Origin of the sequence: Vreelandella sedimenti (genome assembly GCF_013416325.1) — a bacterium.
GTDB lineage: Bacteria > Pseudomonadota > Gammaproteobacteria > Pseudomonadales > Halomonadaceae > Vreelandella > Vreelandella sedimenti.
This window is the reverse complement of record NZ_JACCGK010000009.1, coordinates 35,917-51,518: the sequence shown is the minus strand read 5'-3', so window position 1 is coordinate 51,518 and position 15,602 is coordinate 35,917. Positions and strand designations below refer to the sequence as shown.

Annotated in this window: 13 protein-coding genes; 7 read left to right on the top strand and 6 right to left on the bottom strand. The window is 56.2% G+C overall.

The window, feature by feature from the left end:
- Nucleotides 1-91 precede the first annotated feature (91 nt).
- Nucleotides 92-1,276 (top strand): acetate/propionate family kinase, encoded by a 1,185-nt coding sequence (locus tag HZU72_RS11355; protein WP_180091963.1) that lies wholly within the window; start codon nucleotides 92-94, stop codon nucleotides 1,274-1,276.
- On the top strand, nucleotides 1,273-3,453 hold the full coding sequence (pta, locus tag HZU72_RS11350; RefSeq protein WP_180091962.1) for a phosphate acetyltransferase: 2,181 nt from the start codon (nucleotides 1,273-1,275) through the stop codon (nucleotides 3,451-3,453). The genes HZU72_RS11355 and pta overlap by 4 nt, the downstream gene beginning before the upstream one ends.
- 276 nt (nucleotides 3,454-3,729) lie before the next feature.
- Here pta and cyoE read toward each other — a convergent pair whose 3' ends face one another.
- The 6 genes from cyoE to HZU72_RS11320 form a co-directional block, all read right to left on the bottom strand.
- The gene (gene cyoE, locus HZU72_RS11345) at nucleotides 3,730-4,653 is read right to left on the bottom strand and encodes a heme o synthase (protein ID WP_009287204.1); all 924 of its coding nucleotides are present in this window, start codon (nucleotides 4,651-4,653) and stop codon (nucleotides 3,730-3,732) included.
- Complete coding sequence (gene cyoD / locus HZU72_RS11340) at nucleotides 4,611-4,931, bottom strand: cytochrome o ubiquinol oxidase subunit IV (protein WP_022520636.1); 321 nt, start codon at nucleotides 4,929-4,931, stop codon at nucleotides 4,611-4,613. Before cyoD ends, cyoE begins: the two co-directional genes overlap by 43 nt.
- 1 nt (nucleotide 4,932) lies before the next feature.
- A complete protein-coding gene (cyoC, locus tag HZU72_RS11335) occupies nucleotides 4,933-5,544 on the bottom strand; it encodes a cytochrome o ubiquinol oxidase subunit III (RefSeq protein ID WP_180091960.1) in 612 nt (203 codons plus the stop codon).
- Nucleotides 5,544-7,520 (bottom strand): cytochrome o ubiquinol oxidase subunit I, encoded by a 1,977-nt coding sequence (gene cyoB, locus HZU72_RS11330; RefSeq protein WP_180091958.1) that lies wholly within the window; start codon nucleotides 7,518-7,520, stop codon nucleotides 5,544-5,546. The genes cyoC and cyoB overlap by 1 nt, the downstream gene beginning before the upstream one ends.
- A gap of 3 nt (nucleotides 7,521-7,523) precedes the next feature.
- Entirely contained in the window at nucleotides 7,524-8,531 is a 1,008-nt protein-coding gene (gene cyoA, locus HZU72_RS11325; RefSeq protein ID WP_180091956.1) for a ubiquinol oxidase subunit II, read from the bottom strand.
- Between the two features lie 327 nt (nucleotides 8,532-8,858).
- Complete coding sequence (locus HZU72_RS11320; protein WP_180091954.1) at nucleotides 8,859-9,641, bottom strand: DeoR/GlpR family DNA-binding transcription regulator; 783 nt, start codon at nucleotides 9,639-9,641, stop codon at nucleotides 8,859-8,861.
- Between the two features lie 310 nt (nucleotides 9,642-9,951).
- Here HZU72_RS11320 and HZU72_RS11315 point away from each other — a divergent pair, with 310 nt between their 5' ends.
- The 5 genes from HZU72_RS11315 to HZU72_RS11295 all read left to right on the top strand — a co-directional run bounded on the left by HZU72_RS11315 (nucleotide 9,952) and on the right by HZU72_RS11295 (nucleotide 15,592).
- The gene (locus HZU72_RS11315; RefSeq protein WP_180091952.1) at nucleotides 9,952-10,797 is read left to right on the top strand and encodes an outer membrane protein OmpK; all 846 of its coding nucleotides are present in this window, start codon (nucleotides 9,952-9,954) and stop codon (nucleotides 10,795-10,797) included.
- A gap of 36 nt (nucleotides 10,798-10,833) precedes the next feature.
- Nucleotides 10,834-12,117 (top strand): NupC/NupG family nucleoside CNT transporter, encoded by a 1,284-nt coding sequence (locus tag HZU72_RS11310; protein WP_180091949.1) that lies wholly within the window; start codon nucleotides 10,834-10,836, stop codon nucleotides 12,115-12,117.
- An 84-nt stretch (nucleotides 12,118-12,201) separates the two neighbouring features.
- Entirely contained in the window at nucleotides 12,202-12,996 is a 795-nt protein-coding gene (deoC, locus tag HZU72_RS11305) for a deoxyribose-phosphate aldolase (protein WP_180091948.1), read from the top strand.
- Nucleotides 12,996-14,351: a thymidine phosphorylase gene (gene deoA, locus HZU72_RS11300; RefSeq protein ID WP_180091946.1), complete on the top strand. Its 1,356-nt coding sequence runs from the start codon at nucleotides 12,996-12,998 to the stop codon at nucleotides 14,349-14,351. The genes deoC and deoA overlap by 1 nt, the downstream gene beginning before the upstream one ends.
- Nucleotides 14,348-15,592, top strand: coding sequence for a phosphopentomutase (locus HZU72_RS11295; RefSeq protein ID WP_180091945.1), 1,245 nt, complete (start codon nucleotides 14,348-14,350; stop codon nucleotides 15,590-15,592). Before deoA ends, HZU72_RS11295 begins: the two co-directional genes overlap by 4 nt.
- Nucleotides 15,593-15,602: the final 10 nt, after the last annotated feature.

Genomic DNA, 15,602 nt, shown 5'->3' with positions numbered 1-15,602 from the left:
TAACGAAAGCCTGACGCTGCTTTTGCGCGCTGCAACATGTTAAACTAAAGTCTATCCCTTTGCTCAATAACCTCCTAGCAAAAAGGTTTTTATGAACGCACCGGTGCTGGTCATTAACTGCGGTTCCTCCTCTATTAAATACGCGTTGATTGATTCCGACCCTCAGGCACCGCGACTTGAGGGCATAGCGGAACGCTTGGGTAGCGAGGATGCACGCCTCAAGGGCAAAAACAGCGCCGGTGACCGTTTCAGCCAACCACTTCCTGGTGCTGACCACACCCAAGCACTTAACGCGATCCTTGAGCGTATGGAGGGCCGATTACCAGCGGCGGTAGGCCATCGCATCGTGCACGGCGGCGAGCACTTCACCCAGGCCGCACTCATCGACGCTAGCGTCATTGCGGCTATCCAAACCACCGCAGCGCTTGCCCCCCTGCATAATCCAGCGAATTTGGCGGGTATTGCGGCGACTCAAAACGTCTTTCCAGACCTGCCCCAAGTGGCAGTGTTCGATACCGCTTTCCACCAAACCATGCCGTCGCGTGCTTACCGGTACGCACTACCAGAAAGCCTCTATGCTGAGCATGGCATTCGCCGCTATGGCTTTCATGGTACCAGCCACGCTTATGTTAGCCAGCGGGCGGGCGAACTGAGTAGCCGTGGCACAGGCGGCTGGCTGACTGCCCACCTGGGCAATGGCTGCTCCACCAGCGCGGTGTGGAACAACCAAAGCCAGGATACCAGCATGGGCCTTACCCCACTGGAAGGCTTGGTGATGGGTACCCGCAGTGGCGACGTTGACCCTGGCCTGCACGCCCATCTGCACCGCCAACTGGGCTGGTCGTTAGACAAAATCGACGATGTGCTCAATAAAGAGAGCGGCCTACTGGGCCTTTCAGGGTTAACCAACGACATGCGCGAAATTGAGGAGGCCGCTGAACAAGGGCACGCCGCCGCGCAGCTGGCGGTAGAGGTATTCTGCTACCGGATAGCTAAATCTCTGGCGGGGCTCTCCTGCGCACTGCCCCAGCTCGATGGGGTTATTTTCACCGGCGGCATCGGCGAAAACTCGCCCATCGTGCGCCGTAATGTATTGTCACTGATGCCCCACTTCGGCTTTGCGTTGGATAACGATGCTAACGAAGAGACTATCCGCGGCAAAGAGGGCAAGCTGGATGGCGCCAGCCATGAAGGCCCCCAGGTGTGGGTGATTCCAACCGATGAAGAGGGCCGCATTGCCATGGAAACCCGCCACTGCCTAGAGACATGTGTATGACTCACCCCGACCAGCCACAAGCGATTCTGTTAGTGCCTACCAGCCAGGGCGTCGGGCTTACCTCCGCCTGTCTGGGGTTAATTCAAGCGCTGGATACCATCGGCCTGAAAGCCGGGTTTTTAAAGCCGTTCATGCAGAACGAACTGAACGGCCCAGGCCTGGATCGATCCACCGCGTTGGTTTCCCGAGCACTTAACCAGCGCCCGCCGTCACCGATTTCCCAGGCACGCCTTGAGCGTTTGCTGCGCGACGACCAAACCGATGAGCTGATGGAAAACGCCGTCGAGCTCTATGAACAGGTTGTTCAACAGGCCCACCGCGATGGCAGCACCCTTGATCTAGTCGTGGTAGAGGGCGTAGTGCCCACCCAGCACACCACCTACGCCACCCAAACCAACGCCCAGCTCGCCAACGCGCTAAATGCGCGGATTATTCTTGTCAGCACCGGTGACCTAAACAAACCCCAGGCGCTGGCCGAGCAGCTTGATATGCACGCCCGCAGCTTTGGTGGGGTTAGCTCCAGCCGCACACTGGGCGGCATTTTGATGCGCATGAAAAACCTGCCCTACGCTCAGGAAGATGATCTTTCTGCAGCACCGGGCACCTTCAAACCGCAGTTGGAAGCGTCGGTGCTCACTGAGCTACGCCAGTACTCCCCCTCCCTGGCGACCGATAAATTCCACCTGATTGGCGTGGTGCCTTACAGCAAAACGCTTAGCGCCCCGCGCACTCTGGATGTGGCCCGAGCACTTAATGCCAAATTGTTGAACGAAGGCGAGGCAGCCAGCCGCCGGGTACTCTCCACCAGCCTCTGCGCCCGCAGTGCTGCCAACGCGCTGCATATTTTCACCCCAGGTAGCCTGGTAGTGGCCTCCGGTGACCGCGACGATGTGATGCTGGCCTCAGCGCTGGCGACCATGAACGGTATTCAGCTAGCGGGCGTACTGTTGACCAACGGCTTTATGCCCAACGACAGCATGATTGAGATGTGCCGCCCCGCGCTCAGAACGGGTCTACCGGTCTTGGCAGTAGAAACCGACAGCCTGACCACGGCACAGCACCTCAGTCAGCTAAGTAGCGAAATCCCTATGGACGATTTCGAGCGAGCCGAACAGGTGGCCCGTTACGTCGCAGCCCATATGGATCTTGAGTGGCTGAAAGCCCACCTGAGCAGCGGTTATACCCGCCGTCTTTCGCCTTCAGCGTTTCGTCACCAGCTGGTTAAACTCGCCCAGTTGGCTAAAAAGCGCGTAGTGCTGCCGGAAGGTGATGAACCGCGCACCGTAGAAGCGGCAATAATCTGCCAGCGCCGCGGCATTGCCGACTGCGTACTGCTGGGTAAGCGCGACGATATCGAAAATGTAGCGCGCAACCGTGGGCTGACACTGCCAGAATCGCTGACGATTGTTGACCCTGAAAGCACCCGTGCGAACTATATTGGCCCGATGGTCGAGCGTCGTCGCGGCAAACTCAACGAGCTAACCGCCGAAGCGCAGCTGCAAGACAACGTGGTGCTCGGCACCATGATGCTGCAGTTAGATGAAGTCGACGGGCTGGTTTCCGGCGCCGTACACACCACCGCCAACACCGTGCGGCCCGCCTTCCAATTGATTAAAACCGCGCCGGAGTATAATCAGGTCTCGTCGATCTTCTTTATGCTGCTGCCCGAGCAGGTGGTGGTCTACGGCGACTGTGCGGTGAATCCCGACCCAGACGCTGAAACCCTGGCCGAAATCGCCCTACAAAGCGCCCGCTCCGCTGAAGCCTTCGGTATCGAACCACGCGTTGCCATGATCAGCTACTCCACCGGTGACTCCGGCACCGGTGCGGATGTGGATAAAGTCCGCGAAGCCACCCGCATTGCTAAACAGCGCGCACCGCACTTAGCCATCGACGGCCCACTACAGTACGACGCCGCCGCTATCGAGAGCGTGGGCAAACAGAAAGCCCCCGACTCGCCGGTGGCAGGCAAAGCCACCGTGTTTGTATTTCCCGACCTCAACACCGGCAATACCACCTACAAAGCAGTGCAGCGAAGTGCCCGCGTCGTGAGCGTTGGCCCCATGCTGCAAGGGTTAAACAAGCCAGTGAATGACCTTTCCCGCGGCGCATTGGTCGACGATATCGTTTATACCATTGCGCTAACCGCCATCCAGGCCAGTCAGCGGGAAAGCTGAGTTACAGAAACTTTCCATACCCAATAAAAACGCCCCAAGCAGTTATCTGCTTGGGGCGTTTTATATTCCTGAAAACACTCAATCACTAAGGTCAGAATCAACCCGTAGCGGAGGTCTTTCGCCAAGGCCGGAAAATGTTCCCAACAATTCCGGCATTTTCGCCATCCATGGCGGTCAGATTGCGAAAGTAGCGCCCACGGAGGGGTTTACAAGCGCCCCCGCGGAGGGTTGTTCAGACCGACCCTATGGTCAGAGCTGTCTTATCCGCATTATAAATTACACCCACATCGGCACCATCGATTCCAACACCATGACTAAACTCATCGCGGTGATGGTAAGGATAGAGACGCCAAACACCTTTTTGGCCCAGCGCACATCGTCGTCTAAACGATAGCCTCGCAGCGCCAAGTAGAGCCAGTAGCCGCCCATGGTCAGCGCCACGCACAGATATCCCGCGCCCGCTTGGCTGGCCAGCCCTAGCGCCAGCGAGGCGGGAATAAACGCCACAATGTAGCCAAGGATATGGTGTTTGGCCATTTTCACCCCGCGCACCACCGGCAGTACCGGAATCGATGCCCGTTGATAATCGGCGTAGCGGAAGATCGCAATCGCATAGGAGTGCGGCATCTGCCACAGGCAGAAAATCACCAGCAGCATAATGGCACCGCTGTCGAACTGACCGGTCACGGCGCAGTAGCCTACCACCGGCGGCATGGCGCCGGAGAGGCTGCCTACCAAGGTGCCGTACTCCGAGCGGCGCTTCATATAGAGGCTATAAAGCCCCACATAAACGCCCCAGCCAATGACCGCCAAGGCAACGGTTAACCCGTTGGTGCCCAGCGCCAGACACACCACCCCCGACACCCCCAGCAGCGCCGAAACGCCCAGCGCTTGAGTGATAGAGATGCTCCCTCTGACCAGGGGGCGATGGCGCGTACGCGCCATCAATGCATCAATATCGCGGTCAATAACGTTGTTACACGCACAGCCTGACGCGATGATTAATGCAATCCCCACCATGACCGAGACAAAGCTGAGCCACTCGAACTGCCCCTGGGCGGCGAGAAAATACCCCCCCAGGGTGGCAATCAGGTTGCCGCCGATAATGCCCGGCTTGGTCAGCTCGAGTAGATCCCTCCAGCGGCTGGGCGCTGAGATTAGCCGATCATCATGTTGAGATGCAGATGCTGCATGATCCACAGCGAGCCTCCTACCACTAGGACGAGAATCGTCAGTGTGAAGACGAAGGACATCAGATTCCAGCCCTCGTCGGCTTTGGTACTCATATGCATAAACATGACCAGTTGCACCAGTATCTGCAACACCGCAGTCACGGCTATCACAATCACGGTAGCCAATACGCTAAAAGCGCCACTCATCACCACCGCGAAAGGGATAATGGTCAGTATCAGCGACAATACCAGTCCTGTCACATACGACTTAACACTGCCATGGGCATTGGTTGAACTTGCACTCATCTCACAACACTCCCATCAGATAGACGAATGAGAAGACACAGATCCAGACAATATCGAGGAAGTGCCAGAACAGGCTTAGGCACAAAATCCTCGGCCGGGTCATAGCGTTCAACCCTTTGGTCGACAGCTGTACCAACATCACCAAAATCCAGATCATGCCAAACGTAACGTGCAACCCGTGAGTACCTACTAGGGTAAAGAAGGCGGATAAAAAGCCGCTACGGTCCGGACCGTACCCTTCATGGATCAGATGCTGGAATTCATAGACTTCCATCCCCAGGAAGCACAAGCCCAGTAGAAAGGTAATAATCAGCCACACTTTCACTTGGCCAACACGGTTGGCATGCATTGCCAAAACGCCCATACCGAAGGTGAAACTACTGATCAGCAGTGCAAAGGTTCCGAAAAGGATCAAAGGTAATTCAAAGATATCAGCGCCAGTTGGCCCACCCGCCGTGCCTTTCATCAGCACGGCGTAAGTGGCGAACAGTGACCCGAAGATCACCAAATCGCTCATTAAGTAGACCCAGAAACCAAATAGCTTCGTGCCCGAAGCATCGTGATGCTCATGAGGCTCGGCCGTTGCGCCGTGATGTAACGTATCCGTTGCCATTACGCTTGCGCCTCCACGCGTTGTTGATGCTCACGTTCGATTCGCTCAACTTCAGCGGCGGGAACGTAGTAGTCGATATCGTCGTTAAACACCCGTGCCATAAAGCTCACAAAGACCCCCACGGCGCCAACAGCAGCTAACCACCAGATATGCCATACCAGCGCAAAGCCGATGACCAGCGCAAAGAAGCTGATAACTGGCCCGGCCACGGTATTACGCGGCATATGAATATCGGTATAGGGGGCTTCTTCAAGCTGCTCTTCGCTACGCTGCTTTTGCGACCAGAAGCTGTCGATATCGCCCACTTCCGGCAGACGTGCAAAGTTGTAGAACGGCGCTGGAGAAGAGGTTGACCACTCCAAGGTGCGGCCATTCCAGGGGTCGCCGGTGACATCAGCGTTCTGTTTGCGGTCGCGAATACTCACCCAGAACTGGATGATGGTGCAGACAATGCCCAGCATAATGATTACCGCGCCTACCCAGGCCAGAATCATCCACGGCTGCCATTCAGTGTTGGGATAAGACTGCATGCGGCGTACGGCACCAAAGAAGGCCAGCACGTAGAGCGGCATAAAGGCGACATAGAAGCCGATAAACCAACACCAGAACGAGCGTTTGCCCCACTTTTCGCTGAGCGTGAAGCCGAACGCTTTGGGGAACCAATAGGTAAGCCCCGCCATCATGCCGAACACCACGCCGCCGATAATAACGTTGTGGAAGTGCGCAATAACGAACAGGCTGTTATGCAGCACAAAGTTAGCCGCGGGCACCGCCAGCATAACGCCGGTCATACCGCCTAGGGTAAAGGTGATAATAAAGCCCAGCGTCCATAGCACCGGCGAAGTGAGTTCCAGGCTGCCGCGGAACATGGTGAACAGCCAGTTGAACACTTTCACCCCGGTAGGAATGGCGATGATCATTGTCATAATGCCGAAGAAGGCGTTGACGTTGGCGCCCGCCCCCATGGTGAAAAAGTGGTGCAACCAAACCACAAACGAGAGCAAGGTGATCGAAATGGTCGCCCACACCATGGTGGCGTAGCCGAACAGCCGCTTACGGGCAAAGGTCGCAATCACTTCAGAGAACACGCCGAAGGCTGGCAGAATCAGGATATAAACTTCCGGGTGGCCCCAGGCCCAGATGAGATTGACGTACATCATCATGTTGCCGCCAAAATCATTGGTAAAGAAGTGCATGCCCAAATAGCGGTCCAGCGTTAGCAGCGCGATGGTCGCGGTCAAAATTGGGAAGGAAGCAATGATCAGCACGTTGGCGCACAGCGAGGTCCAGGTGAAGATCGGCATGCGGAACATCGTCATGCCTTTGGTGCGCATTTTAATAATGGTGACGAAGAAGTTGATACCGGTAAGCGTCGTGCCTATCCCGGATATCTGCAGCGCCCATATCCAGTAATCGACCCCCACCCCGGGACTAAACTCGATCCCCGATAACGGCGCGTAAGCGAGCCAGCCGGTTTTGGCGAATTCGCCCACCACCAGCGAGATATTGACCAGTATCGCGGAGACCGCAAACAGCCAAAAGCTTAAGTTATTCAGGAAAGGGAAAGCAACGTCGCGGGCACCAATTTGCAGCGGCACCACCAGGTTCATCAAGCCGATAACCATGGGCATGGCGACAAAGAAGATCATAATCACGCCGTGGGCGGTAAAGATCTGGTCGTAGTGTTCAGGGGGTAAATAGCCCGCTGCATCCCCGGCGGCCATGGCCAGCTGGGTGCGCATCATTATCGCATCCGAGAAGCCGCGCAGCAGCATCACCAGAGCGACGATGAAATACATAATGCCGAGCTTTTTATGGTCAACGGAGGTAAACCACTCGTTCCACAGCCAGCCCCACTTACGGTAATAGGTGATTAAACCAAACAGTGCGATCCCACCAATGGCCATAAAGGCCGCGACGACCATGATGATCGGCTCGTGGTAGGGAATTGACTCTAACGTGAGTTTTCCAAACACGGCTTAACCTCCCACTTCTACGCTAGAGGAATGGCTGCGCATGGCATTATCCTGACTAGCATGGTTGTTAGTGACATGACCTGATTCGGCCGCGTGATCGGCAGTCTTCTCATTTTCGCCATCGTGGGAGTCAGCATGATCGCCGCCCATCTGATGCTCGCCGCCGGTATGGAAGCTTCGTAAGATGCTTTCATACAGCGATGGTGAGATGGCTGAGAAGTACTCAACCGGATTCGATTCGCTAGGTTCCGCCAACGCTTCATAACCTTCTGGGTAGGTCAGCGTTTGTGGAGCAGCGCGTACCGTTTCCACCCAGGCGTCAAAATCCGCGGGATTGGTCACCTTGGCTTCAAAGGTCATGCCAGAGAAGCCCGCGCCACTGTAGTTGGTGGAACGACCAGGGTAGCTACCAATTTCATCGGCGATGAGATGGACATCGTTATCCATGCCCGCCATGGCATAAATCTGGCTGCCAAGATGGGGGATAAAGAAAGCGTTCATCACTGAGCCTGAGCTGACCCTAAAGCGCACCGGTGTATCTACCGGAAAGGCCACTTCGTTAACACTGGCAATACCCTGCTCGGGGTAGATAAACAGCCACTTCCAATCAAGCGCCACCGCCTGTATTTCGATCGGCGCCACATCGCTTTCCAGCGGTTTGTGGGGATCAAGGCTATGGGAGGTCTTCCAGGTCAACAGGGCGAGTACGGCGATAATCGCACAGGGCACGATCCACACCACCGCTTCAATCACGTTGGAGTGCGCCCAATCAGGCGTGTATTTAGCCAGGCTATTACTACGCCGGTAACGCCAGCCAAACAGCAGCGTCATGACAATCACAGGAATAACCACAATCAACATCAGGCCAAAGGCGGTCAGAATCAGCGTTCGCTGCTCAGCGCCAATCTGGCCTTTTGGGTCTAGCAGTGCTGAACTACAGCCTGCTAGAAACAGACACAGCGCAAGGAGTACTAGCGTGCCTCGCCTGCGCCAAAGTGAGCGTCGTTGCATGGTGTGATCTCATTCAGGGTTTAAAAACAACAGATTGATTGAAACGCTAGCCAGCCACACGACCAAAAGCATAGCAGGCTAACTACCACCCCATACTCTTCCCAAAACATGCTCATAAAACGCCGCTAAAACATTGCGTATAGCAGTGAGCGTCGTTGCTCCAGGAAAAATATGCGCCACCGAATGGGAATTGGCGGCGAGTCTCGCTAGCTCACCAAAATGGCTGAAACAGCTAAGACTAAAGTATTTTCTATTGATCGAGATCATGAAAGAAGTGGCGCATTGCCGCACCCAATGTATTGACTGGGATGAGCAAGGGGAAATCGCTTACGCCACTGTGACGGAGGGAACCACTATCTCAGGTACAACGCGGCCATTTTCTTTAAGCAACTGCGGGGCGCCCTCTTCGTCGGTAACCACCACATCAAAATCGTCCAGAGCAGCGAAATAGGCCGGTCGAATTACGCTGAACTTACTGGCATCTACCACCAACAGGCACTGCATAGCGGTGGCAATGGCAGCCTGTTTAGGCGCCACTTCGTGAAAGTGAAAGCAGCTAACACCACGCTCTAAATCCACCCCTGCAGCGGAGATCAGCGCCTTATTAATGCCTAACCGCTCGATAGCAGCAGTCATATTGTCGCTACCGAATGACTGCGAGGTGGCATAAAACAGCCCGCCCAGTAGCACCAAGCGCACGTTGGGCAGGGCGGCGACGGCATTGGCAACGTTAAGCGCATAGGTCACTACCGTCAGCTCTCGGAAATGACTTAACTGGCTCAGCAGCGGCATTAGCGTTGAGCCGCAGTCAATAAACAGCGTATCGCCCTCTTCTATGTAGGCTAACGCCCGCTGACAAAGCCGATACTTGGCTTGGTAGTGGCTAGCCTGCTGTTCGGTCAAGTCATAAATAGGCGTTACGCCAGGATAATTCGCCATCACTAGGCGTCCACCCAACAAGCTAATGGCAGTGTCCTGAGTCGTCAGATCGCGACGGATGGTCATTTCGGAAACATCGCATAGCTCTGCGGCATCGCGCAGATGAAGAGTGCCGCCACTGGCAAGCGCTTCCTGAAGCTTGGCAAGGCGCAGCGCACTACGGCCATTCATGGTGGGCATCTCCTGGCAAACCCCTCTTGTTGTGATTTTCGCAACTGGAGCATAGGTGTTGTGTCCATTTTCACTTCTATGCTGAGCGAGCTGCGGCGTAATTTCCACTGCTACGACGGCTATTGGTGCTATTAGTGTCACAATGAGAGCCATATGACATTTAAATAGCGTTGATGTGACAACTCTTGCAAATCACCGTTAGAAAAATAACACTAAATGTTATAATTTTAACATTAAAGCCAGCCCACACGACTATAACCTCGGATAGCCACACCCAAATGGCTCCGCGACAACCAATGTTGAGGCTCTCATGACTGCTCGTATAAACTCTCGTCCCCCTTCGTCTAAGATCGCGCTTGGCGCTGGCGTATTAGGGGCCATACTTACTACTCCGCTAATGGCAGAAGAGGCTGCTCAGCCGCATCCCCTTGATCGGCTTTGGTCATTCGCCAATGTTTCGGTTAACTACCTGGACTGGTCAAACGGCACCGAAGCACGCACCGCTTCTAACGCGGCGAAAAGCGACTTTATGTTTCTCGAAATCGAAGGCGGCGCTGGCTTTAGCTGGGGCGAGTTCTACGGTTTCTTTGATTTCGAGAACCCCACCAACGACCAGTTCGACGAGTCCAGCGGTGGTAAAGACAACTTCCGCACCGCGGGTAAAGTGACCTCACACATTTACCTGGGTGATAGCCCACTGTCGATTTACGCCCACCTGTATGACTTCCGCGATTACGGTTATGACAGCCGCGAGCAGGATCAGATTCTTGGTTTGGGTTACCGCACTACCTTCGACAATGGCCTGTGGTTTAAGCCCTTTATTGGTGCTGCACGGGTACAAAGTAACAGCTATACCGGCATGAACGGCTATATGGCAGGCTGGGTCGCGGGTTATGATTTCACTGCACTCAACCAGAACTTCAGCGTCACCAACTGGCACGAACAGACCTTTGGTCGCGACGATGAGTATCTGGAGCAGAACTACGTGGGCGATACAGCGGGCAGTGTAGGCACCAACGGTGCACTGAGCCTATGGTGGCATCCGAGTGACTTGATCACCACTGGCATTCAGTATCGCTACTCTGACAATAAGTTGGGCACCCCCAACGATTATCAGAATGCGATGATCTACTCCGTCAAGCTCAACTTACTTTAAACGCGGTTAACCCTCGCGGACTCGAAGGATCTCCATATGACACTCCTTATGAGCTTGGTTGGCATGGTCACTCTGGTGGCCATTGCCCTGATCTTCTCCTACGACCGTAAATCTATCCGGCTACGTACCGTGCTGGGCGCCTTTGCTATCCAAGCGGGGATTGGTGCCTTTGTACTTTATGTGCCGTTTGGTCAAGCGGTACTACAGGCCATCTCCTCCGGCGTTAGCCAAATTTTGGTGTATGCCAACGACGGTATCGGCTTTCTGTTCGGCGGCTTAGCCGATGTGGATAATGTCGGCTTTGTATTTGCGATCAAAGTACTCCCTGTCATTATCTTCTTCTCCTCGCTAATCGCCGTGCTCTACTACATCGGCATTATGCAGTGGGTGATTCGCATCTTAGGTGGTGCCCTGCAAAAAGCCCTGGGCACCTCGCGCACGGAGTCGCTTTCTGCAACGGCAAATATCTTCGTCGGCCAGACCGAAGCACCGTTGGTGGTGCGTCCGTTTATCGCCCGCATGACACCTTCACAGCTGTTTGCCGTTATGTGTGGTGGTCTGGCGTCGGTCGCCGGTTCAGTATTGGCGGGCTACGCTGCGTTGGGTATTCCCATGGAGTACTTGGTAGCGGCCTCTTTTATGGCGGCACCGGGCGGGCTGCTGTTCGCCAAGCTGATCATGCCGGAAACCCAAGACGTTACCGACAGCGACAGCGTTTCCAAGGTGGAAGAAGAGATTGAAGCCCAGGAAGATAAACCTGCCAACGTCCTGGATGCTGCGGCATCAGGTGCCACCTCAGGTCTGATGCTGGCCGCCAACGTGGGCGCCATGCTGCTGGCCTTTATCGCGCTGATTGCGTTGGTCAACGGCATTTTAGGCGGTGTTGGCGGCTGGGTGGGCTTTGAATCGCTGAGTCTGGAACTGATCTTGGGCTGGCTGTTCGCCCCGCTGGCCTTCCTGTTGGGTGTACCCTGGGAAGAGGCAACGCTGGCTGGCTCATTCATTGGCCAAAAATTAGTGGTCAACGAATTCGTCGCCTACATCAATTTGGCACCTTACATTGATGGGGAACAGGTGGTGGCTGCGACGGGTCAGATGATGACACCGCACACCATGGCGATCCTCTCTTTTGCGCTGTGTGGCTTTGCCAACCTCTCCTCCATTGCGATTCTTCTGGGTGGCCTGGGTAGCATTGCCCCTACCCGTCGCAAAGAGATTGCTCGTTTTGGCGTCAAAGCCGTATTGGCCGGTACACTGTCCAACTTGATGTCGGCCTCGATAGCTGGCTTCTTTATCGCCCTAAGTAACGCCACTGCTTAACGCAGCGGGCTTACTGAAGGTGACGGGCACTGCGGCTTTATCCGCAGTGCCCGTTTTTATCTTTTACTGATTTGTGAGAATTCCATGACTGCGACCGCCTCCCCCCATATCGTCCAAGCCGCCCGCCAAGCACTCACCCTCATGGATCTGACGAGCCTGAACGACAACGACACGGACAGCACCATTGAAGCGCTTTGTCAGCAGGTAAAAACGCCCTTTGGAACCCCTGCCGCGGTCTGCGTGTACCCACAGTTTATTGTCACCGCCCAACGTGCCCTTACGGCTCACAAGCTAAATAAGCAGGTGAAGATCGCCACGGTCACCAATTTCCCTAATGGCGACGACGACATTATGGCCGCCGCCCGTGAAACCCGCGATGCGGTTGCCTCCGGCGCCCATGAAGTTGATGTGGTATTTCCCTACCGCGCGTTGATGGCAGGCGACGAAGAGACCGGCCTTGAGCTGGTAGAAATGTGCAAAGCTGCCTGCGCTGGCCAAGCACTGCTCAAAGTGATCATTGAGTCCGGCGAACTCAAAGAGCCTGCGCTGATCAAACGCGCCAGCGAACTGGCTATTGAAGGCGGCGCGGATTTCATTAAAACCTCGACCGGTAAAGTAGCCGTTAACGCTACGCTGGAAGCCGCAGAAATTATGCTCAAAGCCATCAAGGCCAGTGGCCAAGACGTTGGTTTTAAAGCAGCAGGTGGTGTCAAAACCGCCGAAGACGCAGCAGAATATTTGGCTCTTGCCAACGATATTATGGGCTCAGGTTGGGCGACGCCCGCGCACTTCCGCTTTGGTGCCTCTAGCCTGCTGGGCAATCTGCTGGCTACGTTGACCGGCAACACCAACGCGGCCACCACTGACGGAGGTTACTAATGTCTGCCAACGCGACTAAACACACTCTGCTCCCTCAGGAGTTGATTCGCCTAAAGCGTGATAACCAGCGGCTGCCCGCGGAAGAGATTAAGGCGTTTGTGCAGGGCATTGCCGATGATCGCATCAGCGACGCCCAGATTGGTGCCTTCACCATGGCGGTGTTTCTCAACGGCATGAACCGTGAAGAAGTGGTCGCGCTGACCACCGCCACCCGCGACTCCGGGCACGTGATGCAGTGGAGCGACCTAAACCTGCCCGGCCCGATCGTCGACAAGCACTCCACTGGCGGCGTGGGCGATTTAGTCTCGCTGGTGCTCGGCCCCTGGGTGGCTGCCTGTGGTGCCTTTGTACCAATGATCTCTGGTCGCGGCCTGGGACATACCGGTGGCACCCTGGATAAGCTCGAATCGATCCCCGGCTACGACCCCTACCCCGCCCCTGAGCGTTTCCGCGAGGTGGTGAAATCCACCGGCGTGGCGATTATTGGCCAAACGGGTGATCTCGCCCCCGCCGACAAACGCATCTACGGTGTGCGCGATGTGACCGCCACCGTGGAATCGATTCCGCTGATTACCGCCTCTATCTTGGGCAAGAAGCTGGCCTCAGGACTGGATGCGCTGGTGATGGACGTAAAAGTCGGCAGCGGCGCGTTTATGCCCACGCCGGAAAAATCCCGCGAACTGGCAAAAAGCATCGCCAATGTGGCCACCCAAGCGGGTACGCCCACCACTGCCCTGCTTACCGATATGAGCCAGCCGCTGGCCCCCTGCGCCGGTAACGCCGTTGAAATCGTCGAGACCTTGGCGCTACTGCGCGGCGACCGCCCCAACAGCCGCGTGATGCAAGTCACCCGTGAACTGGCAGTGGAAATGCTGATTGCCGGTAAACTCGCCGGTTCACGCGAAGAGGCACTTACTCAGCTTGAAAAGGCGCTAACCTCTGGTGCAGCTGCTGAAGTATTCGCCAGCATGGTGCGCGAGCTCGGTGGCCCCAGCGACTTTATGGAACGCTCGGAGCACTACCTGGCCAAGGCCGACGTGATTAAACCCGTGTATGCCGAGCAAGCCGGTGTGGTCCAGCGTATTGATACCCGCGCTGTAGGTATGAGCGTGGTGGAGCTGGGCGGTGGTCGCCTGCGCAACGATGCCAGCGTCGATCACAGCGTCGGCTTTACGGATATCGTCGAAATCGGCGAGAGCGTGGATAGCCAGTGCCCCATCGCCATGGTTCACGCCCGCAGTGCAGCCGCTGCCGAGCGCGCCGCCGAACAGCTGCGCGCGGCATTTACGATTGGCGAAGGTACGGCCAGCGCCGACACCCTGCTACAAGACACTTTCCGTGGAGAAGCCTTATGAGCCGCGCGATTGTACTGGTACTTGACTCCTTTGGGATTGGCGCCGCTCCGGATGCTGCGACCTTCGGCGATGAAGGCTCCGATACCCTGGGCCATATCGCCGCCGCATGCGCCCGTGGCGAGGCGGATAACGCCAATCGTTCCGGGCCACTCAAGCTGCCCAATATGGCCAAGCTGGGGCTATTTCACGCCCACCGCGATGCCACGGACAGCGTTGCCGAAGGCGTCACGCTGCCGGATAGTCTGGAAGGTGCTTACGCCCACGCCAAAGAAATTTCCAGCGGCAAAGATACCCCCTCCGGTCACTGGGAAATTGCCGGCGTGCCGGTACGCTTTGAGTGGGGCTACTTTCTGGATAAAACCGACAGTTTCCCCCTTGAGCTGCTCGACGCCATCGTGCAAGAAGCCGACCTCACCGGGGTGATTGGCAACTGCCACGCGTCAGGCACCGAGATCATCGCTCGCCTGGGTGAAGAGCACATAGCCACCGGCAAGCCCATCGTTTATACCTCGGCGGATTCGGTGTTCCAAATTGCCGCCCACGAAGAGCATTTCGGCCTTGAACGGCTTTATAAGCTTTGCGAAACCGTCCGTGAGCTGCTGGAGCCTTATAACATTGGCCGCGTGATTGCGCGTCCGTTTATCGGCGAAGACAGCAACACCTTCGCCCGCACCGGCAACCGTCGCGACTACAGCGTTGAGCCACCCTCACCCACCGTGCTGCAAAAGCTTGATGATGCCGGCGGCGAAGTGGTCTCGATTGGTAAAATTGCCGATATCTACGCTCACTGCGGCATTACCCACAAGGTAAAAGCCAGCGGTCACGATGCACTGATGGACGCCACACTCAAAGAGATCGCGCGCACCAGCCAACGCGCCGCAGGCGAGCGCGCCATGATCATGACCAACTTTGTCGATTTTGACTCGGTCTATGGCCACCGCCGGGATGTGCCGGGCTACGCCGCCGCGCTGGAAGATTTCGACGCCAAGCTGCCTAAGCTCCTGGCTGCGCTAAGCGAAGATGATCTGCTGATTCTCACCGCCGATCACGGCTGCGACCCCAGCTGGCACGGCACCGAGCACACCCGCGAGTACATCCCCATTCTGGTACACGGCCCCGGCTTTACCCCTGGCCCACTAGGCGAGCGCGGCACCTTTGCCGATATTGGCCAAACCCTGGCCGACTTTTTCCTGCTACCGGCCATGGCCGATGGCAAAAGCTTTCTACCCGACGCCGCTTAACGACTAGCAC